Genomic DNA, 24,441 nt, shown 5'->3' with positions numbered 1-24,441 from the left:
AGCAGATGGGTAAGGATTGTCGACATGGCAACCCCGAAGCAGTGGTTCGACGGCGCGCGGCCGCGCACGTTCCCCAACGCGATCGCGCCCGTGCTCGCCGGAACCGGCGCCGCCGCCTGGCTCGGCGACGCGCTCTGGTGGAAGGCGCTGCTCGCTTTGGTCGTGTCGGTGTCGCTGATCGTCGGCGTGAACTTCGCCAACGACTACTCCGACGGCATCCGCGGCACCGACGACGACCGCGTCGGACCGATGCGACTGGTCGGCTCGAAGGCGGCCTCGCCGCACTCGGTGCGCAACGCCGCGTTCACCGCGTTCGCGATCGCGGGCGTCTCCGGCGTGGTGCTGTCGCTGACCAGCGCGTGGTGGCTGATCCTCGTCGGGGCGGTCTGCATCGCCGGCGCATGGTTCTACACCGGCGGCAAGAACCCCTACGGCTACGCCGGGTTCGGCGAGGTCGCGGTGTTCGTGTTCTTCGGCCTGGTGGGCGTGCTGGGAACACAGTTCGTCCAGGCCGGCGAGATCGACTGGGTCGGGTTCGTCAGCGCCGTCGCGGTCGGGTCGTACTCCAGCGCGGTGCTCGTCGCCAACAACCTGCGCGACATCCCGTCGGACACCGAGTCGGGCAAGACGACCCTCGCGGTCCGACTGGGCGACAAGCGGACTCGTGATCTTCATCTGGGTCTCGTGGCCGTTCCGTCGGTGCTGTCGGTGGTGCTGGTCATCGCAACCCCGTGGGCGCTGGTCGGCCTGCTCGCGGCGCCGCTGGCGTGGCGGGCTCATTCTCCGGTCCGGGCCGGCGCGCAGGGACCCGCGCTGATCCCGGCGCTGGCGCAGACCGGGTTGGCGATGGTGGTCTGGGCCCTGGCCACCGCCGTGGGGTTGTTCATCGCCTGACCCACTGTTCGGTGTCCCAGCGCAACTGCGCCCACGGGGGATCCCCGTGGGCGCAGCGTCGTTCCGCGTCGGATCAGGCGGTGGCGCTCAGGGCGTCGCGCAGCGTGTCCGGCGTGGTCACCGATTCGATCAGCGCACGTGAGCGCTTGTCGTCGGTCTTGAGGATGCCGAGCAGGACGTGTTCGGCGGTGAGTCGATCACTGCCGGTCTCGCGGGCGATCTGAACCGCGTTGGCGAGGGCCGCCTTGGCGTCCACCGAGAACCGGGGCCGGCCGAAGGGCCCGCCGCGTCCACGGGGTCCGCGGCGTCCGCGGCCGTGTTCCCACGGGCCGTCGCCCGGCTCGAAACCGCCGCGGCCGCCGCGTCGATCGCCGAAGTCGGGGCCACCGAACGGGGAACCACCGAAGCCGGGACCACCGAACTCCGGGTTGCCGAACCCGGGGCCGCCGTGACCGTGTCGATGGCCCCGGTGCCCGCGCGGACCGGAGTCCTCACCGCGGTCGGGTCCGCCCCGATGGCCGCGTTCGCCGTGTCCGCGGTCGCCGCGTCCGCGACGCTCGGATCCGCGCTTCGACCACCCGTCGGTGATGTCGGTGCCGAAGGTGTTCTTGATGGCGGTCGCGACCTTGTCGAGGTCGATGCCGACCGACTTGAGGGCTTCGCGGTCCTCGTCGACCTGCGATGAGTCCGCGTCCTCGGCGTCGGTGTCCTCGGCGTCGCCGCGGACCGCACGCACCGTCTCCCGGGCCGCGGTGAGGGTGAAGCCCTCTGCGGTGAGCCGGTCGAAGATCGGGCTGCGGGCGTTGCAGAGCATCCCGAGGATCAGATGATCGTTGCCGAGTTGGGTGTGCCCGAGGTCGGCGGCCTCTTCCATTGCGAACGACAGGATGTGTCGGTTCTCGCGTGTGAATTGTTCGAACATGTTGTGTCTCTTCTCATGTGGTTTCGTGGTGATGCTCACTTCTCGTGGGCTGTGGTGTCATTCGGGTCGAGCCTTCTCGCGAGCCGAGTGCTTCTGGTGCACGGCCTGGCGGCTGATCTGCAGTACCTCTGCGATCGCCTGCCAGCTCCATCCCTGCTCGCGGGCGCTGGCCACCTGAACTTCTTCGAGTCGGTCGGCCAGTGTGCGCAGGGCGCGGACTGCGACCAAACCCTGGGAGGGGTCGGTACTCGCCGCAGCGGTGGTGATGTCGTTCTGATCGATGTCTCCGTCGTCCTGCATGATGTCAGGTTAAGTTGACATCTACAGCATGTCAACATTTATTGACGACAAGTATTCCAACGAGGTGCGAACGAAGGCCCAACGCGGCGTGATGACGGCCCACCGAGGCGCGACACCGGCCCAACGCGGGAGAACGACGGCCCAACGGGCGGCGGCTGGGGCCCGGAGCGGCAAGCGCTACTCGTCGAGGATGGATTCGCTGATGTTCATGCGCGCCGCACGGGCGGCGGGCAGGAAGGCACCGACGAAGCAGAGTCCGAACGCGACGACCACGTAGAGGATCGTCGAGTACTGCGGCGAGTAGCCGATGTCGACCGAGGTGGTCACGCCGAGCACCTTGTCGCTGATGACGTGCAGCAGCTCGCCGCTGAGGACGCCGAGGACCGACCCGACGGCCGCGATCGCGGCGGCCTCGGCCAACACCATCCGGGAGATGAACTTCCGCGACGCCCCCATGGCGCGCAGCACCCCGAGCTCGCGCCGCCGCTCGATGACCGACAGCAAGAGCGTGTTGAGCAGCGCGATCGCGGCGACCAGCGCGACGATCCACTGGATCGCGATGGTGAAGGCACCGGACTGCTCGACCGACGCGCGCGTCGCGTCGAGGGTCTCCTCCCCGGTGTAGACGTAGACCGGCTGCGCACCGGAGCGGCTGCCGACCGTCGACGTCGCGGCCGCGTCGACCGCGGATCGGACCTGCGCCTCGTCCACGCCCGGTGCGTAGGTGACCTGCAGGAAGCTGTTGCCGGGGCGTTGGAACCACTGCGCCAGCAACGTCTCCGACATCGCCGCCGTGCCCGAGTCGAGGGTCACGTAGTCGACGGCCTCGAGGATCTTGAGCGAGTGGAAGCCGGTGGGGGTGGCCAACCGGATCTCGTCGCCGACGCCGGCGTTCAGCGTGCGCCCGAGCACCTTCGAGATGACGATGCCCTTGCCGTCGAGCACCTGTTGCACGACCTCGGGCGAGGCCTTCTTCACGTACGGCGCCTGGATGCCCGGTGACAGCCCCTGCATCAGGATTCTGGCCTCGCCGAGGTTCACCGTCGCCCACTGGCCACCGACCACACGCTCGACGCCGGGAACCGCGGCGACGCGGTCGCGGATGGTGGAGTCGAGGATCGGGCCGCTCGGGATGTTCTCGACCGGCTGGGACGAGACGTAGAGATCGGGGTCGGCGAGACCGTCCAGCGCCCCGGAGACCGACCCGACGAGGTCGTTCATCGCGCCCGACGTCCCGATACCGACCGACACGGCCACCGACACCGTCATCAGCGTGGCCCAGGCCCGGCGCGGCGTGCGCTCGGTGTTGACCGCGGCGAGCTTCCCGGGCCCGCCGAACCGTGTCGCCAGCGCCGTCACCGCGCGCACGAGCGGCTTCGTGATCGCGAAGAAGAACAGCAGCGATCCGATGCTGGAGACGACCGCGGCGCCGAACACCAGCCGCCCCTGGACCGTATAGGCGATGACCCAGCCGAGCGCGACCAGCGCGAGGCCCCCGACCCCGGCCGCCCACTCGATCAGCCCGGGCCCACGATCGCGCGCACTCAGCTCGCCGGGCACCATCGCCTCGATCGGGGACAGCGCGAACACCGACCTCGCCGCGAGCACACTCGCCGCCACGCACGCCAGCACGCAGGCGACCACCGCGACGGGCCCGACATACCAGGGCAGGTGGTAGCTCAGCGTCGCGCCGAAGCCCTCCGCCGACACCGACGGCAACCGCCCGATCAGCCACCGCCCGGCCAGGACACCGAAGCCGATCCCGATCAGCCCACCGACCAACCCGAACAACGCCGCCTCGCCGATGAGGTCACGCACCAACGGCCCGCGTCGGCCTCCGATGGCCCGGACCATCGCCAGCATCTTGCGGCGGGACGCGACCGCCATGTTCATCGTGTTGAAGACCAGGAACGCCGCGATCACCAGCGAGATCAGCGCGACGAGCAGCGTCGAGTCCCGGGTCACCGCGCTGGCCGTCTCCACCTGCTTCGCACGGAAGTCGGGGTTGTTCACCACGGCCCGACCGTCGACGACCCGCTCGATGTCGGCGCGCAGGGTGTCGGTGTCGACGCCGGGTGCGGCCTTGACCAGGATCGAGTCGAGCCGCCCGGTCTGCTGCGTGATCCGCTGCGCCAGCGGGAGGAACGCGACGATGAACCGGCCGTTGTTGATGGGCGCGGCCGCCTCGGAGTCGACAACGCGGGTGACCTCGACGTCGACACCGTCGACGCTCACCCGCTGCCCGACGCGGTAGCCGAACCCGGGACCGACCGCGATGCCCGAGGTGAGATCGGACTGCGACACTCCCCCACCACCGGCCGACTGCGCGGTGAGCACCGATCGGATCGCGCCACCGAGCCCGAGGATCGTCAGGTCGGAACCGAGCACCGAGACCTGCTCGCCGTCGATCGACACCGACGACTGCACGAGCGGGGCGACCGTGGCGGCCTGCGGGACCCCGCGCCGGATGGCGCCGACGAGCGACTCGTCGAGACCGCTGTCGCCGATCGCGCTGACGTCGAGGTCGGCCGAGCCGGACACCGTCGAACTCAGCTGTCGTACCGAGGAACTGAGCGACCCGTAGGTACCCAGGACCGCGACGATCAGCATCGACGAGACCGTGATGACCATCAGTGAGGTGATCACCCGGAGTCGGTGGCTGCGCAGCTCGCGCAGGTTGAGCACGCGGACCCGGGTCCACGCGGGCAGAGGGTTGAGGCGGGCGAGCGCGAGGCGAGGGCTCACGGTGTGTCGGCGGCTTCTTCGATCCGCCCGTCGCGCACGGTGACCGAGCGGTCGGCGACCGAGGCCGCACCTCCGTCGTGGGTCACCATCACGACGAGCCGACCGGAGTCGTCGTGGGCCAGGCCCCCGAGCAGGTCGAGGATGGCCTGCCCGGTGTGCGAGTCGAGGTTCCCGGTCGGTTCGTCGGCCAGCACGATGCGCGGGTTCATCACCAGCGACCGGGCGATGGCCACCCGCTGCATCTGGCCGCCGGACAGCTCAGACGGCCGGTGGTTCGCCCGGTTGCCCAGGCCGACCCGCTCGAGCAGCTCGATGGCGTCGGCCTTGGACCTGCGCAGCGGCGTGCTGTCGAGCAGTCGCGGCAGGGCGACGTTCTCCCACGCCGACATCGTCGGCACCAGGTTGAAGAACTGGAAGATGAAACCGACCTTGCGCCTGCGGAACTCGGACTGCTGATCGTCGGTGAGGCGGCCGATGTCCTCGCCGTCGACGCGGATGGTGCCCGAGTCGGGGACGTCGAGCGCACCGACCACGTGCAGCAACGTCGACTTGCCCGCGCCCGACGGACCGACGATGGACACGAACTGCCCGCCGTCGAGCGTCAGGTTCAGGTTGTCGAGCGCCCGCACGCGTTCCTCGCCCATGCGGTACTCGCGAACCAGGTCGACGGCCTCGATCATGGGGCCGGCGGCACTGCCGGGGACGGCCTGGGTCACCCGCGCCACCGACCGCTCGCGACGAACTCGTCGAGCACGGCACGCGGAGGGGTGAGGTCGAGGCCCTGCGTGGCGACCCAGTCGTCGTCGAAGTACGTGTCGGCGTACCGGTCGCCACCGTCGCAGAGCAGCGTGACCACACTGCCGCCACGGCCCTGCGCCACCATCTCGGCGATCAGCCTGAACGCGCCCCACACGTTGGTGCCGGTCGACGGGCCCACCCGACGACCGAGGGTGTCGCCGACGAGACGTGCGGTCGCGACCGATGCCGCGTCGGGCACGGTGAGCATGGTGTCGATGACCTGGGAGACGAACGACGGCTCGACCCGCGGTCGGCCGATCCCCTCGATCCGCGACCCGACGGCCGAGACCGTGCCGCCGTCGCCGGAGGCGTAGGCCGGGGCGAACGCCGAGTTCTCCGGGTCGACGACGCACAGCCAGGTTGGGTGTCCGCGGTAGCGGATGTAGCGCCCGATCGTCGCCGACGTGCCGCCGGTCCCCGCTCCGACCACGATCCAGGTGGGGACGGGGTGCGCCTCGAGCGCGAGCTGGCTGTAGATGGACTCGGCGATGTTGTTGTTGCCGCGCCAGTCGGTGGCCCGCTCGGCCATCGTGAACTGGTCGATGAAGTGTCCGCCGAGCTCGTCGGCCAACCCGGCCGCGGCGGCGTAGACCTCGCCGGGACGGTCGACGAAGTGACACCGCCCACCCTGTCGCTCGATCAGCGCCACCTTGGCCGACGACGTGCTGCGCGGCATCACCGCGACGAACGGCACCCCGACCAGGGCCGCGAAGTACGCCTCCGACACCGCCGTGGAGCCCGACGACGCCTCGATCACCGGTGTCGTCTCGGTGATCCAGCCGTTGCACAGGGCGTAGAGGAACAGCGAGCGGGCCAGCCGATGTTTCAGCGAGCCGGTGATGTGGGTGCTCTCGTCCTTGAGGTAGAGATCGATCCCGGTCGGCAGGCCGTCGGCACCGACGAACCGCGCCCATTCCGGCAGCGGGAACCTCAGCAGGTGGGTGTCGGCGCTACGGGTGGCGTCGGCCTCGATGAGACGGATGGCCGTGTCCACCCACGCGCGAGATCCCCGGTGGTCCACCACTGCCGATGCGCCACCGCCGGCGGTCATGCGCCGCGCTCTGAACCCGCACCGGGATCAGTTGGGCGCGTTGCCTTCCGACCACCGGCCTTGGGACCGTTCATGCCCTGCATGCGTCCCTGCAGCGCATCGCGCTTGGCCTGCCGGTCGGCGTCGACCTCGGCGATGGCCACGTTCAACTCGGTGCGCAGCCGCTTGAACGCCAGCATGCCCAGCGGCAGGGCGATCACCACGGCGAAGATGCCCGCGACCAGGATCGGGACGTCGACCCCGGCGAGGTGCCCGATGCCGTAGATCAGGGCCGCCACGACGACGAAGAGTCCGAGCCGTGCGGCGGTGTAGAGGGCCAGTCGGATGGCCAGTCGACGTCCGGGGCCGGCGGCGTTGTTCTCGCGTTCACTCACCCCGTCAGGGTACTTCCCGGGACCCCCACGACCGCGATGCCCGATTTTTACCATTGATTTACCAACAGCTGACCGTTCGAACACCTTGCATTCTCGGTGTAATCATGTTGGAGGGCAACGCCAGAACGGCCAACGGCCGTACCGACCGAGCTCCTGCGATCGCGGTCCCACCCAGCGGCCCGGCACAGCATGAGGAGACAGAATATGACTGCCATCAACCACAACCCGATCTCCGCGATGACGTCGAGCGCGATGCCCATCACACCCCGCGCCGCGAGCCAGCACACCCTGACGCCGGGACAGGTTGCCGCGATGTTCAACGTCAACCCCAAGACCGTGGCGCGCTGGGCGAGCTCGGGACTGCTGGGCGCGATCCGCACCCCCGGTGGTCACCGCCGTTTCCGCGAGGCCGACGTCGTCGCACTGCTGAACCGCAAGACCGACTAGAACATCTCGCACGCAACCTCCCGTACCCTGAATTACCGGGTACATCTGGAGGTTGCTTGTGATCTATCTGTTCGCTCTCATCGGGGCGGTCGCCGTTGCCTACTTGGTCTGGAAGGCATTCGGCCCGCAGCCGCAGGACACCGTCACGCGCGGTCGCGGCCCCATCGGCCCCGATGACGACACCGACTTCCTGCTCGACCTCGACCGCACCGGCCGACGCGGCCCCCGCCCCTCCGCGGGCGGTCCCGTGACCCCCACCGACGACTCCTCGACGCCCGACGCCGATCCCCGCGCACCGCGTCCGGAGGACGACTCGACCGACGGCGCACCGCACCGCGACGATCCCCGTCCGGGTGCGTCCACGTAGCCACGTTCTGGCGCCGGACGCGCCAACACCGTCTTCGGTATCGCGAATATTCGTGATCGCCTGAATGCGGCATCTCGTTTGCTACCTCAAAAGGTAGAGTCGACCCGTAACCGGTCTTCGCCTGGAGCAATCCGCGATCACGAAGTGCAGGTGCGCGAGTTCAATCTGCTGTAGGAGTCGGCCGTCCGCGGTCGGCTTCGAGAAGTTTGGGGAGCACGAATGACCACGACGACCGATGTGAACACCGGACGTACTTTCGCGATGAGTCTCAACGAGTTGTTCGAGACCGTCCGCGACGAGAACGGTATTCCGTACACGGGCAAGAAGATCGCGCTGAAGGCCAACCGCCTGGGCTACACGCTCAGCGACGCCTACATCTCGCAGCTGCGCACCGGGAAGGCCAAGACACCGTCGTTCCGCACGGTGGAGGCGATCTCCCGCGCGTTCGAGATCAGCGTCACCTACTTCCTCTCCGACCCGGACGAGGATCTCAAGCGCGTCGAGCAGCAGCGCGAATACGTCCAGATGGCCGCCGAGACCGGCGCACATCTGGCCGCGTTCCGGCACGAGGAGCTCTCCGAGTCGACCATCGACGTGGTCATCGAACTGCTGAAGGTCGTCAAGAAGCAGCAGGCCGACCGCGCCAAGGACCAGGCGTAGCCGCTACCCGCTTCACGGGGGCGCGACAATCCCCTACTTGTCGTCGCATCCGGTTCTTAGTTTCTGGCACGAACGGCATCATTGCGATGCCGGTGCCCGTCGGGACGGTTCACCGACCCGCGCGACTCACAGCCCCGCGTAGGAGTGCAGTCCCGACACCACCAGGTTGATGATGAAGAGGTTGAACAGCATCGCGACGAAGCCGGCGATGTTGATCCACGCGGCCGAGGTGTTGCGCCATCCTGCGGTCGCCCTGGCGTGCAGGTAGGCCGCGTAGATGATCCACGCGATGAACGACACCGTCTCCTTGGGGTCCCAGCCCCAGAAGCGACCCCAGGCCGACTCGGCCCAGATGGCGCCACAGATGACGCCCAGGCCGAACAGTGGGAACGCGAAGACGACGGTCTTGTAGGCGAGGCGGTCGAGGGCCTGGGCGCTCGGGAGGCGTTCGAGGACGCGGCCCCAGACCCCGGCGCCGGCCTCGGGGTACCGCAGCTTGATCAGGTACAGCGCGCTGGCGACGCCGGAGACGAGGAACACCCCGGAGCCGACCGAGACGATCGAGACGTGGATGGCCAGCCAGTAGGACTTGAGTGCAGGCACCACCGGGGCGGCCTGGGTGTAGAGCCACCGCCCGGCGATGAACATCAGCAGCGCAACCGGGACCAGGACGAACGACAGCAGCGGGCGGTTCTCCGGACGACGCAGTACGACGATGCCCGCGATCACCCCGGCGACGCACGACAGGCTGATGAACTCGTACATGTTGCCCCAGGGCATGCGGTCGGTGGCCACACCGCGGGTGACGATCGATCCGAGGTGTGCGAGCGCCCCCAGGATCACCACCGGGAAGGCCATCTTCGCGATCCGGTCGCCGAAGCCGGTCCGATCGCGCGCACCGACCTTGCCCGGCGTGCGGTCGATCGCCGCGGGCGGCGGGGTCGCACTGCCCGCACCCGTCTTGACCAGGATGTTGCTACTGCTCTGCGCCTCGGCCGGGATCATCACACGTGACCGCTTCGAGGCGAGCGCGGCCAGGAACATGATCATGGCCAGCACGTACAGCGTGAGCGTGGTGCCGAAGAGCAGGTCGGAGTACCGGGACACGCCCTCGTCGATGTTGTTCACTCCGCGGTCACCTCTCGCTGGTCGTGCGTCGTCCGGTTCGCGCTGGGTCGTCGATCTCCAGCAACCGCTTCACCAGGTCACCGAAGCCTTCGCCCCAGCCGGCCTGATCCGTGCGGGCCAGACCCGCCATCTCTACTACTGTAAGTCGTTTGTCGCCGGTGCCCTCATCCGCCGCCGTCGGAGACGGCCCGTGTGACGGTGTGAGCCGGGCCCACACGCGACGCCGCTTGATGAGCAGCGACACCAACAGCCCCAGCAACATCGCGATCGCCGAGATCAACACGTACTGCTGCGCGGGGTCGTGCGACACCTGCAGTGACACCCACGGTTGGTAGCCGTCGAAGCTGACCCTGGTGCCGTCGTCGATCGTCGCGGTCTGACCGGGCGTCAGGTTGACCTGATCCTTCTGGATCAGCCGTCCCTGGTTGATCAGGTTCTGGTCGAGCGAGTAGACGTTCTGCGGCCGGCCGGTGTCGAGGCCGGTGTCGCCCTTGTAGATGCGGATGGCGACGGCGGGGTCGCGGGCATCGGGGAACGACGACGACAGCAGCGTGTTGTTGCTGCCCGAGTACAGCGCCGTCGGCGCGAACAGTCCCTCGAGCGCGATCTGGTTCTTCCGGCGCACGTCCTCGTTGGGGTAGAGCCCGCCGGGGGTGTCGAAGCGCGCGGCGCCCGACGACAGCAGCGTGACCGCCTCGTTCGGGGTGAACGGCACCGTCTGGGTGCGCTTCTCCCCGTTGGGGAACGTGACGGTGAAGGTGGGCGCGTATCCGTGGCCGAGGAGGTAGACGCGGTCCCCGACGACGCGCAACGGGTCGTTGACCTTGAGGGTGGCCGGCTTGGAGTCGCCGGTGTCGAGGTCGGACCCGGTCTGGTAGCGGACCTTCGCCGAATACTGGTCGGCCTGCCCGTTCGGCAGGTAGTCGGCCTTGAACGAATCGACCTGCACGCAGAACGGTGCGAGCTGGGTGCCGTCGACGAGATTGCCGCCGCGGAAGGAGTCGTAGACCGCGGTGGAGGTGTTGCACAGACCCTGGTCGCCGTCGGCGACAAGGATGCGGGTGCCCTCGTAGCCGTAGATCTTGCCCGCGGCGATCGAGACGAGCAGCGCGAGCAGTGCGAAGTGGAAGACGAGGTTGCCGAACTCGCGCAGATAGCCCTTCTCGGCCGAGATCTCGACGACCTCCCGCGTGGTCCCGTCCGCGTCGGTGTGGGTGACGGTCGAACTCACCTTGCGCCAGCCGCGCAGGTTGCCCATCAGCCGCTGCCCGATCTCGTCGGGGGTGCCGACGACCTCGTGGCGTTCGTGACGCGGCAGGCGGGTCAGGTTGCGCGGGGTGGCGACCGGGCGGGCGCGCAGCGACTTCGCGTGCTCGATCATGCGCGGCGTCAGACATCCCACCAGTGAGATGAACAGCAGCACGTAGATGGCGGTGAACCAGATGCTGGAGAAGACCTCGAAGAGACCGAGGCGGTCCATGATCCGGGCGGGCAGGCCGTGGTCGGCGATGTAGGAGGCGGTCTTCTGCTCGTTGAGCGACCGCTGCGGCAGCAGGGCGCCGGGCACCGCGGCCAGCGCGAGCAGGAACAGCAGTGCGAGCGCCGTGCGCATCGAGGTCAGCGACCGCCACGTGTTGCGGGCCGGCCACCACAGGCGACGCTTCCACGTCGGCGCGGGCGGCGGTGTGGGGGCCGCGGGGCGGGTCAAGGTGTCGGTCATATCGGCAATTCCGTGTCGGAGACGAAAGCATCGCGCACCCAGGTGATGAACTGGTCCCAGAGTCCGGTGACCAGCGCGACGCCCACGGCGATGAGCAGGATCCCGCCGACGATCTGGATGGTGCGGGCGTTGCGTCGCATCCATCCGACCGCCCGCAGCGCCGACGCCGACCCGAAGGCGAGCAGGACGAACGGCAGCCCCAGGCCGAGGCAGTAGGCGATGATCAGGATGACGCCGCGGAACGCGGTGGATCCCTCGGTACCGCTGGCGGTGACGATGACCGCCGAGAGCGTCGGCCCGAGGCACGGTGTCCACCCGAGGGCGAAGACCGCACCGAGCAGCGGTGCACCGACGAGGTTCGACACCAGCCGCGGATGGAACCGGGCGTCGCGCTGCATGATCGGGATCAGTCCGATGAACGCCAGGCCCATCGCGATGGTGACGACCCCGCCGATACGTTGCAGCAGTTCACGATTGAGCACGAACGCCGACGTGATGCCGAAGACGGACGCGGTGGCCAGGACGAAGACAACGGTGAACCCGAGGACGAACAGCAGTGCCGCGCCGGCGACGCGGGCGCGGCCGGACAACGACCGACGCGGTCCGCTCGCCTCGCTCCCGGCGCCGACCTGGTCGCCCACGCGGACCGGCGGCGACTCCGCGCCGACGAGACCGGCCAGGTACGAGAGGTAGCCGGGGACGAGCGGGACCACACACGGCGACGCGAACGACACCAGTCCGGCCAGTGCGCAGGCACCGAGCGCCAACAGGATCGGTCCGCTCAGCACCGTCGACTGGAACGTGGTGCCCACCGACGCGAGGTCCGTCGCGCTCATCGCGGATCTGCCGCGGGGGTCATGACGGTACCTTCGCCTGCGACGACGCAGGCGCCGATCCGGCCGTGTACGGCTCGGCCGCAAGCCGTTTCACCAACGGGTCGAGTTCCTCGGCGGAGACGGTCCGCAGGTAGACCGCGGCCGCACGGTGGTAGCGGTCGAGGACGACGGTGGTCGGGACCACCGAGGTCGGGGTCGTCAGACGGACCAGGGTGCGACCCGGGTAGTCGAAGATCGACGGGTACGCGAGGTTCTGGTTGGCGATGTAGTCCTTGGCGTCCTGGCGGTTGTCGCGGAAGTTGATGCCCAGGAACGCGACGCCTGCGTCCTTGTTCTCCTCGTAGACCTGCTCGAGGTCGGGCGCCTCGGCGCGACACGGTGCGCACCACTGCCCCCACACGTTGACCACGACGACCTGGCCGGTGAAGTCGGTCAGGCCGATGCGCTTGCCCGAGACGACCTCCTCGCCGCTGAGGTCGGCGACCTTCTTGCGCGAGGCGGGCGGGTCGTAGGTGATCTGGGTGTTGCCGCCGGGTGAGACGAACTGGAAGGTGTCGCCCTGCACGACCGCGTCGTCACCGGTCCCGCATCCGACCACGACGACGAGCACCGCCGACAGGACAGTGACCAGGGCCGCTCGGGCTCGGGTGCTGCGACCGGGTGACGCGGGTCGCGTGACTGTCGGATGACTGCGGGTGCTCATGAGGTCGGGTGTCAGGCCCCCGTGGCGCGGGGGTCCGAGGCGCCCGCGGGCTCGGAGTAGACGATGTCGACGAGGGCGTCGCCGTCGTACATCAGGCTGGTGACCGACGCGAGCGAGCACTGCCGCTTGCGTGGGTCGTGCCAGAGACGCTGACCCTCCAGGAACCGGCGCAGGGTGTACACCGGCAGCTGGTGGCTGACGCAGACGGCCTCGTGACCCTTCGCGGTGTCGCGGGCCTTGGTGGCCACGGCGAGCATGCGGTGCGCGAGCTGGATGTACGGCTCGCCCCACGACGGGGTGAACGGGTCGCGCATCTTGGGCCAGTTCCGCGGCCGGCGCAGCGCACCGTCGCCCACCGAGACCTTGAGTCCCTCGAAGACGTTGTCGGCCTCGATGAGGCCGTCGGCGGTGATGATGTCGAGGCCGTGGGACGTCGCGATCGGGGTCGCGGTCTCCTGCGCACGCTGTAGCGGCGAGGCGAACACCGCGGTGATGTCGTGGTCGGCGAGTGAGTCGGCGACCGCGGAGGCCTGGCGCGCGCCGGTCTCGGAGAGGTGGAAGTTCGGCAGGCGCCCGTAGAGGATTCCCTCGGGGTTGTGGACCTCGCCGTGCCGCATCATGTGCACGATCGTGCGCTGCATCAGTGGAGCTCCTCGGGACACATCAGTGAGCCTGGTCCGGCTCGGGTGCCGCAGCGGCCGCCTGCGCGGCTGCCGGCATGGCATCGGCGATGACACCGAAAGCATCCTCGTCCAGCGCAGCAGACACAAACCACGCCTCGAAGGCACTGGGTGGTGGGTAGACGCCACGGGAGAGCAGCGCGTGGAAGAACGCGGGGAAACGCCAGGTCTCGCTGGTCTTGACGCCGGCGTAGTCGGTGATGGCCGTCTCCGGGTCAGAGGTGAAGAACACACTGACGAGGTTGCCTGCGTACTGCACGCGGTGGCCGACGCCCGCCGTGGTCAGCGCGTCACCGATCAGGTCTCCGATGCGGTGCGAGTTGGCGTCGAGTGCCGCATAGACGGCGTCGTCGGCGGCGTTGAGGGTGGCCAGTCCCGCGGCGACCGCGACGGGGTTCCCCGACAACGTCCCGGCCTGATAAACGGGCCCGGCCGGCGCCAGGCGCGCCATCACGTCGGCACGGCCGCCGAACGCCGCGGCGGGCAGGCCGCCGCTCATCACCTTTCCGAAGGTGTAGAGGTCGCCGGCGACACCGTCGATCCCGAACCACCCCGAGCGGGTGACGCGGAAACCGGTCATCACCTCGTCGACGATCAGCAACGCGCCGTACTTCGTGGTGAGGTCGCGCAGGCCCTGGTTGAAGCCGGGCAGCGGCGCGATCGCACCCATGTTGCCCGCGGCGGCCTCGGTGATGACGCACGCGATCTCGTCGGGGTGCTCGGCGAACGCGGCCTCGAGTGCGGGGAGGTCGTTGTAGGGCAGGACGAGGGTGTCGGCGGCCTGGGCGCCGGTGACGCCGGGCGAGGTCGGCAGACCGAGTGTCGCGACGCCCGAGCCGGCGTCGGCCAGCAGGGCGTCGACGTGGCCGTGGTAGCAGCCGGAGAACTTCACGATCTTGGTGCGACCGGTGAACCCGCGGGCCAGTCGGACCGCCGACATCGTCGCCTCGGTGCCGGAGTTGACCAGCCGGACCTGCTCCACCGGCGCGACGCGGCCGATGATGGCCTCGGCCAGGTCGATCTCGGCCTCCGTCGGGGCGCCGAACGACAACCCGGTCGAGGCCGCCTTCTGGACCGCGGCGACGACCTCGGGGTGGGCGTGGCCCAGGATCATCGGGCCCCAGGAGCTGATGAGGTCGATGTAGACGTTGTCGTCGGCGTCGGTCAGGCGGCATCCCTGCGCGCTGGTGATGAACCTCGGCGTGCCCCCGACCGACGAGAACGCCCGGACGGGTGAGTTGACGCCGCCCGGGATGGCCTCGCAGGCGCGGTCGAAGAGTTCACCCGATCGTCGGGTCGAGATGGCGGTTCGGGGGTCGGTCACGTCGTCCAGTGTTCCAAACATTTCTGCGGGCTCCGCGGGGGGAGCGTCCACCTGGGGTTTTGCGGGGCGATCGGCGATGCGGCTGGCAAAACAGGTCCAGTCGGACACAATCTGAAGGATCGGTGGTTGCGTGTCGGCAACTACCGATCCGAGCCTTCAGACCGTGAGGGTTCGCCGCGGATTCGCGTCCGGACAGGAGGCTGCAGCGTGGTCAGTGCCGGCCGTCGCCTCGACGAGGTGCTGGGCAGTCCGGTCGAGCCGCAGTTCCAACCCATCGTCGACCTCGATTCGATGACGGTCGTCGGCTACGAGGCGCTCGCCCGCTGGCCGTCGGCGCCGGACGTGAGCCCGACCGACGTGTTCGACCACGCGCGGCAGCACGGACGCCTCGGCGAACTGGACTGGGCCTGCCGACGTGCGGCCGTCGTCGGTGCGCTCGACGCCCGTCTGACCCGCCCGATGAGCGTGTTCATCAACGTGGAGCCGACGACGCTGAGTTCGTCGCCCCGGTGGCCGTTCCCCGGGGAGCGGTTCCGCGAGATCACCGAGCGCGATCTGCAGGTCGTCGTCGAGATCACCGAGCGCGACCTGCTCGTCGACCCCGCGTCGGTGTTGGCCGCGGTCGACTGGGCCCGCGACCGCGGGTGCGGCATCGCCCTCGACGACGTGGGACTCAACCCCGAGTCGCTGGCGCTGCTCCCGCTCGTGCTGCCCGACGTCGTCAAACTCGACCGACGGATCCTGGCCGAGCCGTTGTCCCCCGAGTTCAACGAGACCGTCTCGGCCGTGGTCGATTACGCCTCGGCCACCGGGGCGTCGATCCTCGCCGAGGGCATCGAGAACGTCGACGATCTCGGGGTGGCGCGGACCGTCGGCGCGACGCTCGGTCAGGGGTACCTGCTCGGTCGGCCCGAACCGGCGCCGACGGGGCCGGTCGGGCCACCGGAGCATCTCGCCATCCCGCTGATCGAGACCCTGACCGAGCCGTTGACGAACCCCGCGGACGTCCTGGCCCGGATGCCACCGCAGGTCACGACCTACGGGACCATCGCGGGCGTCCTGGACACGATCACCTCGTTCGGCGAGGAACTGATCACGCCCGGGTGCATCGCGGTGGCGGTGCAGAACCGGTCGTCGTTCATCGACCGGTTCGCGTTCCGGTACGCGGAGTTGGCGGCCAAGCACACCCTGGTCGGGGTGGTGGGGGCGCGCGATCTGAACGTTCCGGGTGTCCGCGTCGCCGGACCGGCCGATCCCGGGTTCGACGACCAGTTCGCGGTCGCCATCCTGACCCAGACGACCGCGGCGGCCGTGGTGGCCCGCGACCTCGGCGACAGCGGGCCGCTGGCACAGCGGCGCTACGCCTGGTACTTCACCCACTCGCGCTCGGCGGCCCGCGACGTGGCCCGGTGCCTGGTCAGCCGTCTCGCGCCGAACGGTCCGACCCTGCGCTGACCTGCTGCCGGTACCTGCTCAGCACGCCGGCACCGAATTGCTCCGCCTCCGCGATGTGCGGATAGCCGGAGAAGATGAACTCCTCGACGCCCGCGGCCCGGTACTCCTCGATGCGCTCGGCGACCTCGTCGTGACTGCCGACGAGCGCGGTCCCGGCGCCGCCGCGGACGAGCCCGATGCCTGCCCACAGGTTCGGTCCCACGAGCAGCCGGTCTCGGTCGCCGCCGTGCAGGGCGAGCATGCGGCGTTGGCCCTCGGATCCGATGGCCGCGAGCTGCGCCTGCCGGGTGGCAACGGTCTCGGAGTCGACGCCGCCGATGAGCTCGTCGGCACGCGCCCAGGCCTCCTCCGCGGAGTCTCTGGTGATGACATGCAGGCGGATGCCGCCCCGGATGCTCCGACCGTGCGCGGCCGCACGGTCACGGACCCGAGCGATTTTGTCGGCCACCGCATCCGGCGGCTCACCCCAGGACAGGTACACATCGGCCTGCTTCGCGGCGACCTCGACGGCGGCGTCCGACGAGCCGCCCAGGTAGACGTCGGGCAGCGGTACCGGCGGCGCTCCGGCGAAACCGGCCCCGACCGGGCGATCCACGGTGTGGAACCTGCTGTCCACGGCGACCGGTCGGCCGTCGCCGACGTCGCGGGCGATCTGCAGGAACTCCTCGGCACGGGCGTAGCGCTCGTCCTTGGGCAGGGTGTCGCCGTAGGCACGTTGCTCGGCGTCGTCGCCACCGACGACGACGTTGAGCAGGATGCGCCCGCCCGACAGGCGGTGGAAGGTGCTGACCATCTGCGCCGAGAGCACCGGCGCGACCGCACCCGGCCGGAACGCGACGAGGAACTTCAGCCGCGTCGTCGCCGGGATCAGGGCCGACGTGACGACCCACGCGTCCTCACAGTGACCACCGGTCGGGGTCAGGACGGCCTCGAACCCCCAGTGCTCCACCGTGCGAACGAGTTCGGTGAGGTGCGCGAGAGTGGGGTCGCGGTGCCCGGGGTCGACGGGCGGCGCGACACCGGATCCGGAACCGGTCGCGCCGAGGATGGCGCCGTGGGAGCGGGCGCCGAGTCGCTCGTCGTCGCCGCCGGTCGGCAGGAACCAATGGAACCTCGGCGGCGCGGGGGTGTCGGTGTCGGTCATCGGGTGGCTCCGATCCGCTTCTCGAACGGGTGCGGACCGATCTCCTCGGCGGGGACGGACGGGTCGTACAGGGCCGTGTAGCCCGCAGCGAGGTACAGCGCGACCGCCTCGGGTTGCCGCCAGCCCGTCGTCAGATGGACACGCTGATAACCCAGTTCGGCGATCTCGCGCTCCAGTTCGACCAGCACACGTCGGGCGAGGCCGCGGCGACGGTGCGCCGCCGACGTCCAGATCCGCTTCAGTTCCGCGGTCTCGGGGTCGAGCCGTCGGAAGGCGCCGCCTGCGACCACCTCGTCGCCACGCGCGATGACCACCAGGGCGCCGTCCGGCGGGGCGAACTCGGCGGCCGGGTAGGCGACGAGGTCGGCGTACATCTCGTCGGCGGTTCCGCCGTATCGACTGCTGTACTCGACGGCCAGCTCGGCCAGCAACGGCTGTGCGCGCGGATCGGACTGGTCCACCCGCGCGACGGTGAGTTCCGGTGCGGTCACGTCGGGAACCAACCTCGTTCGCGGGCCATCGATTCCGGGCCGTGCGGCCCGCGGCGGGCGGTGTCAGCGGACATGGCTGCCGAATCCGAACAGTTGCGACAGACCGGCGACCGGCAGGGTCGACTCCCCCAGCGTCAGATCGGCGACGTATTCGCCCACCGCCGGCGCGAACTTGAAGCCGTGACCGGAGAACCCGGCGGCCACGGTGACGCGTGCGCCGCGGTCGATCACGAAGTCGTGGTCCGGGGTGCAGGTGTAGAGACACGTCAGCGAACGTGCCGAGGTCGGGTCGACGCCCGGGAGCCATCGGTGCGCGTACTCGCGCAGTCGCTGCTCGGTGGCGGGGTCGGGGCAGAAGTCCCGGGTCGCGGGGGTTACCTCGGGGCCGGTCGCGTGCTCGCCGATCTTGATGCCGTCCTCCGACGACAGGCCGTAGATCCCGCCGGCGTGGTCACATTCGTCGAGGGCGCCGCCTGCGTGGTGCACGAAGCTCGGCCAGTGGTCTCCCTGCGCGGTGGGCACGAAGTGCGCGGGCTGCTCCTGGGTCGTCCGCAGCTCCGGGAGGTCGATGCCTGCGCGTTCCGTCTCGGGCAGGGCGGCGACGAACGCACCACTCCAGGCTCCCGCGGCGATCACCAGGCGGTCGGCGTGCACGACGCCGGAGTCGGTGACGACCTCGAGTCCCCGACTGCCGTCCCGGACCGCGCGCACCGGGCGGTTGTGGTGCACGTCGGCGCCGCGCTCCCGGGCGCGCGCGACGATCGACGCCAGTGCGCGGTCGGCGTGCAGGCGACCGGCGTCACGGTGGTGCAGCACCGAGGAGTCGAACCGCATCCCGGACCAGCGCTTCTCGGCCGCACGCGGTTCGAGGATCTCCGAGTCACAGCCGACCCGGGCCAGCGATCGTGCGCGCGATCCCGTGGCCGTACACGGTCCGTGGTCGACCGCGCCGGTCCGCGTCAGCACCGGCTCCTCGCCGGAGACCGCGTCGAGCTCGTCCCACAGTCGGCCCGCGTGTGCCGCCAGCGCCGTGTAGGTGTCGTTGCCGTAGCCGCACCGGAAGATGCGGGAGGTGCCGTGGGACGCGCCGAAGGGGTGGCCCGGTCCGAGCTGCTCCAGCAGGGTCACCGTGATCCCCCGCAGCGCGAGGCTCCAGGCCGAGGAGGCACCGACGATGCCGCCGCCGATCACGACCACGTGCACTACGAATGCCTACACATCAGCGCTGCTCACACGTCACGACTTCTGCCCCATCAGGACTTCTTGGGCAGGCCGGGCGGGTTGATGACCGACGACGTCACGGCCTCGGCGTCCAGGCCCCAGCGGTCGAGGACCTTCTTGTAGTCGCCGTTGGCGATCACGTGGTTGAGGGCGTCGCTGACCGCCTTGATCAGACCGTTGTTCTTCTTGGCCAGCACCGCGATCTCGCCCTGCAGGGCGTCGCCCGCTCCGGAGTACGTGGCGATGATCTTGCTCTCCTTCTTGCTCGCCACGTGGAACACCGCCGACGGGTTGGGGCCCAGGTAGCCGTCGATGCGCTTCGAGCTCAGTGCGAGGTAGTAGTCGGCGGCGTTCTGGTAGTAGAAGATCTGCGCCGGCTCGAGGCCCTCGGCGACGTTCTGAGCATTCCAGTCGACGAGCAGTTGCTCCTGGTTCGTACCCGAGCTGACGCCGATCTTCTTGCCCGCGATGTCCTTGCGGTCCTTGTAGGTCCACGTCGAGTCCTTCGGGACCTCGAGCGCGAGGTTGTCCTGGCGGTAGGTGGCGAAGTCGTACTTCTCCTTGCGCTCCTCGGTCACCGTGACGTTGTTTACGAACAGGTCGACCTGGTTCGAGTCGACCTTGACGAAGTTCTGCGCCCAGTCGCCGTTCGTACGAACCACTTTGAGGCCGAGGACATCGCCGATAAGGTGGGCGAAGTCGACCTCGCTGCCGATGACGGTCGCGTTGTCGGTGGCGAAGAAGGCCAGCGGCGGTGTGGTGCCGACCGTCCCGGTGACGCGCAGGGTTCCGCTGTCACGGACCGCGGCGGGCAGCTCGGCGGCGATGGAGTCCACCTTCGCGGTCGTGATCCGGCCCGACTGCTGCGGCGACAGGTCGAACGACTGGCCGTTCTGGGCGGTCAGGGTGTTGTCGGTGGTCGGTTCGCTGCATGCGCTGGCGAGCAACGCGACGACGGCCACCGCGGACAACACAGACGCGAGGCGCCTGCTCGATCGGGACATGGGACTGCTTTCTCGAATGCGCGAACCGCGGAAGGCGATTCGTCTACAGGACGTGGGACAGGAAAGTCTTGGTGCGGGCATGCACGGGATGGTCGAAAACCTCGGCAGGCGTGCCCTGTTCGACGATCAACCCGCCGTCCATGAAGACCACGGTGTCGGCGACCTCGCGGGCGAACCCGACCTCGTGGGTCACGATCACCAGGGTGGCGCCGTCGGCGGCGAGCGCCCGGATGACCTCGAGCACCTCACCGACCAGCTCCGGGTCGAGAGCCGACGTCGGTTCGTCGAACAGGATCACCTTGGGACGCAGGGCCAGCGCCCGGGCGATGGCGACGCGCTGCTGCTGACCGCCGGACAGTCGCCGCGGGTAGTCATGGGCCTTGTCGCCGACACCCACGCGCTCGAGCAACTCACGCGCCTCGCGCTCCACCTCGGCCCGGTTGCGACGCTGCGCCGAGATCGGTGCCTCCACGACGTTCTCCAGCACCGTCAGATGTGGGAAAAGGTTGAAGTTCTGGAAGACGAAGCCGATCTGCGAGCGCTGGCGCAGGATCTCGCGGGGGCGGAGCTCATGGAGTTTGCGGCCCTTGAGTCGGTAGCCGACCAGTTCGCCGTCGACCCGGACCACGCCGGCGTCGACCTTCTCCAGGTGGTTCAGCGTCCGTACCAGGGTCGACTTGCCCGACCCCGACGGGCCCAGGATGGCGGTGACCTCCCCGGGCCGCACGGTCAGGTCCACGCCCTTGAGGACCTCGAGTGCGCCGAAGGACTTGTGGACCCCCCTCGCCTCGATCGCGAAGCGCGAGTGCTCGATCGGTGCTGTCGCCGGGGCCGGGGTCGGCTGGGTCGTGGTCATCGGGTCGCACCCCTCGGTGACAGCGGCAGAGCGGCGAGCTTGGCGCGGACCTGCTGGATGGGCGTCAACGGAACGGTGCGCAGTGCACCCTTGGCGTAGTGGCGCTCGACGTAGAACTGCACGACCGAGAGCAGCGAGGTCAGGATGATGTACCAGACGGTTGCCACCATGAGCATCGGGACGACGCGGCCGCTGCGGCCGTAGATCACCTGGACCTGGTAGAACAGCTCGGCGATCGCCATCACCGACACGATCGAGGTGCCCTTGAACAGCGAGATGACCTCGTTGGCGGCGTTCGGGAGGATGCCGCGCATGGCCTGCGGGAGCACGATTTTGAAGAACTCCCGGCGCCTCGGGATCCCCAGGGCCGCCGCCGCCTCGAGCTGTCCCTGGTCGACCGAGATGATGCCGGCCCGGACGATCTCCGCCGAGTAGGCGGCCTGGTGCAGCGCGAGACCGATGATCGCCGCCGTCGAGCCGCTGATGACGCTGTTCACGTTGAAGGTGAAGAACGCAGGTCCGAAAGGGATTCCCAACGACAGGGTTTGGTACAGGTAGGCGATGTTGAACCAGAACAGCAGCTGCACGATCAGCGGTATCGACCGGAACGCCCAGATGTAGAACCACGAGATCACCTGCAGCACAGGATTCTGCGACAACCGTGCCGCCGCAAGGGCGATGCCGAACGCGAAGCCGATGAGGGTTCCCCAGAAGGTCAGCTGGATCGTCAGCCACAGTGCGGCCATCACCGACTTCGCGGTGAAGTACTCGGCGAACGTGCCCCAGTCCCAGCCGGCGTTGGTGGCCAGGCCGTGGACGAACTGGGCCGCCAGGACCAGCGTCACGATGCTGATCACCCATCGCCACGGGTGCCAGGTCCGGGCAACGGTCAACTCCTCGGCGGCGACCGGCAGGTCGTCGTCGTCGGGTGCGGTGTCGCGCGAACGCGATGTGTCACCGGGTATTACAGCGGTCACGTCGTTGTCTCTCCCATTGATGGCTGGGGAGAAACCTACGGTTGCCTGCGCGATACGGCGATATTTCAAACCACCGCGATTCGAGCAAGACGGTCGGCGACGGTCCTCAGTAGTAGACCGGTCCCGGCACACCGCCGCCCGCGGCGATCGCGTCGCCGGTGATCGCGATGCTCCGCGGGGAGGCGAGGAACGCGACGACATCGGCCACCTCGGAGGCGTCGACGACCCGGCGGATCGAGTTGGTCGCCAGCTCCCGTTCGAGGTCGGCCACCGGAACCGACTCCCGGGCCGCGCGTTCGGCGAGCCTGGTGTCGAGCCGCTCGGTCCGGGTGAGGCCGGGGTGCACGACGGTGACGTTGATCCCCTTCGGTCCCAACTCGTCCGCCAGGTTCTTCGTCAACGCGGACACGCTGACGTTGCGCACCGTCTGAGCGATCGAGTTCGCCTGCCGCGCACCGAGACCACTGATGTTGATGATGCGGCCCCAGCCCTGGGCTATCAGATGCGGTGACACCGCACGCGCCGTCCGCAGATAGCCGAGCACCTTGATCTCGATCTCCTCGCGCACCACATCGTCGGTGATCGAGTCGAAGTCGGTGGGCTTGCCCGAGCTCCACGGCGTCGCGGCCGAGTTCACGAGGATGTCGACGCCGCCGAGTTCGGCCACGGTCCGTTCGACCAACCGGTCCACAGATCCCTGGTCACCGGTGTCGACGGGAACGGCGATCACCCGTCCTCCCGTGTCGGTCGTCAGCTCCGCCGCCGCCGCGGCGAGGGCTTCTTCACCGCGGGAGGCGATGACGACGCTCGCGCCCTCGGCCGCCAGTGCCCGGGCGATCGCGCGACCGATGCCGCGGCTCCCACCGGTCACGATCGCACGCTTGCCGTCCAGCTGCAGGTCCATGTCTCTCCAGTCGGTAGTCGTCCGAACGACACTACGGACGCTCGGGCGACGATCACACTGTGAAGTTGTCAAAGAGCTGATGCGGTCCCGCCGGGGCGGGTGCATGTATTCGGGTGGTCTGGGTTGCCGCGTGAATCGGTCAGGCGGCGATGGGGTCGTCGAGTCGCATGGTGCGTCGGTTGTAGGCGGGTAGTGCCCGGCGTCGCGGGTCGACGGTGGCGGGTGGGATGAGCCAGGGGTGTCGGTCGGCGCCCATCACGATCTCCCAGCCGTTGTGGTGAACGGCGGTGTGGCACGACCGGCAGAGCAGGCACCCGTTGTCGACGGTGGTCGGCCCGCCGTCGGCGAAACGGACGATGTGGTGGACATCGCACCACGAGGCAGGTGCCCCGCATTTGATGCAGCCGCGGTCCCGTAGCAGCACGACTTTGCGGGCGGCCCCGGTGAACAGCCGTTCGGGTGCGGTGATCGAGACCGGCGCACCGTTGAGGTCGAGACCTACACCGGCCAGCCGTGCGTCGCAGGACAGGAGCTTGGCGGAGAGGTCGCTGACGGGTCCCATCCACGACAACCACGCCGGACCCGGCGTCGTGGCGGTATCGCTTTCCAGCGGAACCGTCAGCAGGATCTCGGTTCGCGGCGGCGCGTGGGTTGCGTCGGGTGACAGGCCTCGGGTGCCGCATTCGAGGAACTGGGAGAACGCATCGGCCCGACGCCGTGTCGCCGGTCGTGTGTCGTCGGAGCCGTCGGGTTCGGGTCGTGGGCGTGATGCGGTGTCGAGTGCGGTGATCAGGCGTTCGCCGGTCAGTGCGTCGAGCTCGAAGGTCCCCCGGAGTCGCCCGTCATCACCGGCCCGCCAATCGAACTCATTGAGGGACGAGTCCTCCGCGGGCGGCAACCGGTCCGGATCGTTGCTGCCTTCGGGGTTGTCCGCGGTCATGTCGATCGCGACTGCGCGTGCCCGTTCCACGATCTCCGCGGGCGCAGTGCCGGCGACCGCGTGGCCGACCAGACTGCCCTCGAGCGCGGTGATGGCCTCGGAATCCACGGACTCCCCGGTGCGACGCACAACATGCTCGACACCCCGGGCGACCGCATCGAGGTGCTCAGCCGACACCGACCCGTTGCGACTGTGGCGCGCCAACCGCGGTAACACCTGCAGTGCCCGCCCGAGCCGGATCAACCTGGACGCGACAGCGGGAGCCAGCCCATTCGCACACAACAACTCCCGTAGCGACATCCCCGCCCGCTTCGCCGTCCCCACACGCTCGGCCTGTGCCGTCAACCGCGCCAACACGTCATCGGCCACCGCCCGCAACGCAACAGCACCTCGGATCGCGTCCACGATCAGCTCGTCGACATCAGCGACAACTGTTTGCTTGCAACCGTATTCATCGACAACTGCGTTGGCGATGTCGGTAAGTGTTCCCCCACTCATGC

At 69.1% G+C, this 24,441-nt stretch carries 25 protein-coding genes; 5 read left to right on the top strand and 20 right to left on the bottom strand.

What is annotated here, in order from left to right:
* Positions 1-24 precede the first annotated feature (24 nt).
* Positions 25-894 (top strand): 1,4-dihydroxy-2-naphthoate polyprenyltransferase, encoded by an 870-nt coding sequence (locus tag LX13_RS13360; protein WP_253661770.1) that lies wholly within the window; start codon positions 25-27, stop codon positions 892-894.
* Positions 895-967: 73 nt separating this feature from the next.
* Here the strand turns inward: LX13_RS13360 and LX13_RS13355 are convergent, their stop codons facing one another.
* The 6 genes from LX13_RS13355 to LX13_RS13330 all read right to left on the bottom strand — a co-directional run bounded on the left by LX13_RS13355 (position 968) and on the right by LX13_RS13330 (position 7,084).
* The gene (locus LX13_RS13355) at positions 968-1,816 is read right to left on the bottom strand and encodes a Clp protease N-terminal domain-containing protein (RefSeq protein WP_253661769.1); all 849 of its coding nucleotides are present in this window, start codon (positions 1,814-1,816) and stop codon (positions 968-970) included.
* A gap of 57 nt (positions 1,817-1,873) precedes the next feature.
* Positions 1,874-2,116, bottom strand: coding sequence for a helix-turn-helix domain-containing protein (locus tag LX13_RS13350; RefSeq protein WP_253661768.1), 243 nt, complete (start codon positions 2,114-2,116; stop codon positions 1,874-1,876).
* 177 nt (positions 2,117-2,293) lie between these two features.
* Positions 2,294-4,861, bottom strand: a complete 2,568-nt coding sequence (locus LX13_RS13345) for an FtsX-like permease family protein (protein ID WP_253661767.1) — start codon at positions 4,859-4,861, stop codon at positions 2,294-2,296.
* Positions 4,858-5,541 carry an ABC transporter ATP-binding protein gene (locus LX13_RS13340; RefSeq protein WP_253661858.1) on the bottom strand — a complete coding sequence of 228 codons (684 nt, stop codon included), beginning with the start codon at positions 5,539-5,541 and terminating at the stop codon, positions 4,858-4,860. The genes LX13_RS13345 and LX13_RS13340 overlap by 4 nt, the downstream gene beginning before the upstream one ends.
* 32 nt (positions 5,542-5,573) lie before the next feature.
* Positions 5,574-6,710 (bottom strand): L-cysteine desulfhydrase Cds1, encoded by a 1,137-nt coding sequence (cds1, locus tag LX13_RS13335; protein WP_253661766.1) that lies wholly within the window; start codon positions 6,708-6,710, stop codon positions 5,574-5,576.
* Complete coding sequence (locus tag LX13_RS13330) at positions 6,707-7,084, bottom strand: DUF4229 domain-containing protein (protein ID WP_253661765.1); 378 nt, start codon at positions 7,082-7,084, stop codon at positions 6,707-6,709. Before LX13_RS13330 ends, cds1 begins: the two co-directional genes overlap by 4 nt.
* A 204-nt stretch (positions 7,085-7,288) precedes the next feature.
* Between LX13_RS13330 and LX13_RS13325 the strand changes: the two genes are divergently transcribed.
* From LX13_RS13325 to LX13_RS13315, 3 genes are all read left to right on the top strand, one after another.
* Complete coding sequence (locus LX13_RS13325; protein WP_296391512.1) at positions 7,289-7,531, top strand: BldC family transcriptional regulator; 243 nt, start codon at positions 7,289-7,291, stop codon at positions 7,529-7,531.
* 58 nt (positions 7,532-7,589) lie between these two features.
* On the top strand, positions 7,590-7,898 hold the full coding sequence (locus LX13_RS13320; protein WP_253661859.1) for a hypothetical protein: 309 nt from the start codon (positions 7,590-7,592) through the stop codon (positions 7,896-7,898).
* Between the two features lie 219 nt (positions 7,899-8,117).
* Positions 8,118-8,558, top strand: a complete 441-nt coding sequence (locus LX13_RS13315; RefSeq protein ID WP_372499892.1) for a helix-turn-helix domain-containing protein — start codon at positions 8,118-8,120, stop codon at positions 8,556-8,558.
* A gap of 126 nt (positions 8,559-8,684) precedes the next feature.
* On the opposite strand, the gene ccsB is transcribed toward LX13_RS13315, so the two are convergent.
* The 6 genes from ccsB to hemL are packed head-to-tail and all read right to left on the bottom strand — an operon-like array spanning position 8,685 to position 14,970.
* Entirely contained in the window at positions 8,685-9,686 is a 1,002-nt protein-coding gene (gene ccsB / locus LX13_RS13310; RefSeq protein ID WP_253661764.1) for a c-type cytochrome biogenesis protein CcsB, read from the bottom strand.
* Positions 9,687-9,693: 7 nt separating this feature from the next.
* Positions 9,694-11,406 (bottom strand): cytochrome c biogenesis protein ResB, encoded by a 1,713-nt coding sequence (resB, locus tag LX13_RS13305; protein WP_253661763.1) that lies wholly within the window; start codon positions 11,404-11,406, stop codon positions 9,694-9,696.
* Positions 11,403-12,242, bottom strand: a complete 840-nt coding sequence (locus LX13_RS13300) for a cytochrome c biogenesis CcdA family protein (protein ID WP_253661762.1) — start codon at positions 12,240-12,242, stop codon at positions 11,403-11,405. The genes resB and LX13_RS13300 overlap by 4 nt, the downstream gene beginning before the upstream one ends.
* A 19-nt stretch (positions 12,243-12,261) precedes the next feature.
* Complete coding sequence (locus LX13_RS13295; protein ID WP_253661761.1) at positions 12,262-12,945, bottom strand: TlpA family protein disulfide reductase; 684 nt, start codon at positions 12,943-12,945, stop codon at positions 12,262-12,264.
* Positions 12,946-12,956: 11 nt separating this feature from the next.
* Positions 12,957-13,586 carry a histidine phosphatase family protein gene (locus LX13_RS13290; RefSeq protein WP_253661760.1) on the bottom strand — a complete coding sequence of 210 codons (630 nt, stop codon included), beginning with the start codon at positions 13,584-13,586 and terminating at the stop codon, positions 12,957-12,959.
* A 22-nt stretch (positions 13,587-13,608) separates the two neighbouring features.
* Positions 13,609-14,970, bottom strand: coding sequence for a glutamate-1-semialdehyde 2,1-aminomutase (gene hemL, locus LX13_RS13285; RefSeq protein WP_253661759.1), 1,362 nt, complete (start codon positions 14,968-14,970; stop codon positions 13,609-13,611).
* 186 nt (positions 14,971-15,156) lie between these two features.
* Between hemL and LX13_RS13280 the strand changes: the two genes are divergently transcribed.
* Positions 15,157-16,404, top strand: coding sequence for an EAL domain-containing protein (locus tag LX13_RS13280; RefSeq protein WP_253661758.1), 1,248 nt, complete (start codon positions 15,157-15,159; stop codon positions 16,402-16,404).
* On the opposite strand, the gene LX13_RS13275 is transcribed toward LX13_RS13280, so the two are convergent.
* The 8 genes from LX13_RS13275 to LX13_RS13240 form a co-directional block, all read right to left on the bottom strand.
* Positions 16,367-17,548: an LLM class flavin-dependent oxidoreductase gene (locus LX13_RS13275; RefSeq protein WP_253661757.1), complete on the bottom strand. Its 1,182-nt coding sequence runs from the start codon at positions 17,546-17,548 to the stop codon at positions 16,367-16,369. The genes LX13_RS13280 and LX13_RS13275 overlap by 38 nt on opposite strands.
* Positions 17,545-18,039, bottom strand: a complete 495-nt coding sequence (locus LX13_RS13270) for a GNAT family N-acetyltransferase (protein WP_253661756.1) — start codon at positions 18,037-18,039, stop codon at positions 17,545-17,547. Before LX13_RS13270 ends, LX13_RS13275 begins: the two co-directional genes overlap by 4 nt.
* Positions 18,040-18,102: 63 nt before the next feature.
* A complete protein-coding gene (locus LX13_RS13265; RefSeq protein WP_253661755.1) occupies positions 18,103-19,242 on the bottom strand; it encodes an FAD-dependent oxidoreductase in 1,140 nt (379 codons plus the stop codon).
* Positions 19,243-19,292: 50 nt separating this feature from the next.
* Complete coding sequence (locus LX13_RS13260; protein ID WP_253661754.1) at positions 19,293-20,264, bottom strand: ABC transporter substrate-binding protein; 972 nt, start codon at positions 20,262-20,264, stop codon at positions 19,293-19,295.
* A 43-nt stretch (positions 20,265-20,307) separates the two neighbouring features.
* Positions 20,308-21,120, bottom strand: coding sequence for an amino acid ABC transporter ATP-binding protein (locus LX13_RS13255; RefSeq protein ID WP_253661753.1), 813 nt, complete (start codon positions 21,118-21,120; stop codon positions 20,308-20,310).
* The gene (locus LX13_RS13250) at positions 21,117-22,034 is read right to left on the bottom strand and encodes an amino acid ABC transporter permease (RefSeq protein WP_253661856.1); all 918 of its coding nucleotides are present in this window, start codon (positions 22,032-22,034) and stop codon (positions 21,117-21,119) included. Before LX13_RS13250 ends, LX13_RS13255 begins: the two co-directional genes overlap by 4 nt.
* A 169-nt stretch (positions 22,035-22,203) precedes the next feature.
* Positions 22,204-23,001, bottom strand: a complete 798-nt coding sequence (locus LX13_RS13245) for an SDR family NAD(P)-dependent oxidoreductase (RefSeq protein WP_253661752.1) — start codon at positions 22,999-23,001, stop codon at positions 22,204-22,206.
* Positions 23,002-23,140: 139 nt separating this feature from the next.
* Complete coding sequence (locus LX13_RS13240; RefSeq protein ID WP_253661751.1) at positions 23,141-24,439, bottom strand: HNH endonuclease signature motif containing protein; 1,299 nt, start codon at positions 24,437-24,439, stop codon at positions 23,141-23,143.
* Positions 24,440-24,441: the final 2 nt, after the last annotated feature.

The organism is Williamsia maris (genome assembly GCF_024171815.1).
Lineage (GTDB): Bacteria > Actinomycetota > Actinomycetes > Mycobacteriales > Mycobacteriaceae > Williamsia_A > Williamsia_A maris.
The sequence above is the reverse complement of the archived record's forward strand: the minus strand, read 5'-3'. Positions and strand labels throughout refer to the sequence as shown.

Coding starts and splice junctions, on each gene's coding strand:
- LX13_RS13260 (WP_253661754.1), bottom strand. CDS start 20,264: ATGTCCCGATCGAGCAGGCGCCTCGCGTCTGTGTTGTCCGCGGTGGCC.
- LX13_RS13295 (WP_253661761.1), bottom strand. CDS start 12,945: ATGAGCACCCGCAGTCATCCGACAGTCACGCGACCCGCGTCACCCGGT.
- hemL (WP_253661759.1), bottom strand. CDS start 14,970: ATGTTTGGAACACTGGACGACGTGACCGACCCCCGAACCGCCATCTCG.
- LX13_RS13275 (WP_253661757.1), bottom strand. CDS start 17,548: ATGACCGACACCGACACCCCCGCGCCGCCGAGGTTCCATTGGTTCCTG.
- LX13_RS13360 (WP_253661770.1), top strand. CDS start 25: ATGGCAACCCCGAAGCAGTGGTTCGACGGCGCGCGGCCGCGCACGTTC.
- LX13_RS13240 (WP_253661751.1), bottom strand. CDS start 24,439: ATGAGTGGGGGAACACTTACCGACATCGCCAACGCAGTTGTCGATGAA.
- LX13_RS13315 (WP_372499892.1), top strand. CDS start 8,118: ATGACCACGACGACCGATGTGAACACCGGACGTACTTTCGCGATGAGT.
- LX13_RS13255 (WP_253661753.1), bottom strand. CDS start 21,120: ATGACCACGACCCAGCCGACCCCGGCCCCGGCGACAGCACCGATCGAG.
- LX13_RS13245 (WP_253661752.1), bottom strand. CDS start 23,001: ATGGACCTGCAGCTGGACGGCAAGCGTGCGATCGTGACCGGTGGGAGC.
- cds1 (WP_253661766.1), bottom strand. CDS start 6,710: ATGACCGCCGGCGGTGGCGCATCGGCAGTGGTGGACCACCGGGGATCT.
- LX13_RS13350 (WP_253661768.1), bottom strand. CDS start 2,116: ATGCAGGACGACGGAGACATCGATCAGAACGACATCACCACCGCTGCG.
- resB (WP_253661763.1), bottom strand. CDS start 11,406: ATGACCGACACCTTGACCCGCCCCGCGGCCCCCACACCGCCGCCCGCG.
- LX13_RS13300 (WP_253661762.1), bottom strand. CDS start 12,242: ATGAGCGCGACGGACCTCGCGTCGGTGGGCACCACGTTCCAGTCGACG.
- LX13_RS13325 (WP_296391512.1), top strand. CDS start 7,289: ATGACTGCCATCAACCACAACCCGATCTCCGCGATGACGTCGAGCGCG.
- LX13_RS13340 (WP_253661858.1), bottom strand. CDS start 5,541: ATGATCGAGGCCGTCGACCTGGTTCGCGAGTACCGCATGGGCGAGGAA.
- LX13_RS13290 (WP_253661760.1), bottom strand. CDS start 13,586: ATGCAGCGCACGATCGTGCACATGATGCGGCACGGCGAGGTCCACAAC.
- LX13_RS13355 (WP_253661769.1), bottom strand. CDS start 1,816: ATGTTCGAACAATTCACACGCGAGAACCGACACATCCTGTCGTTCGCA.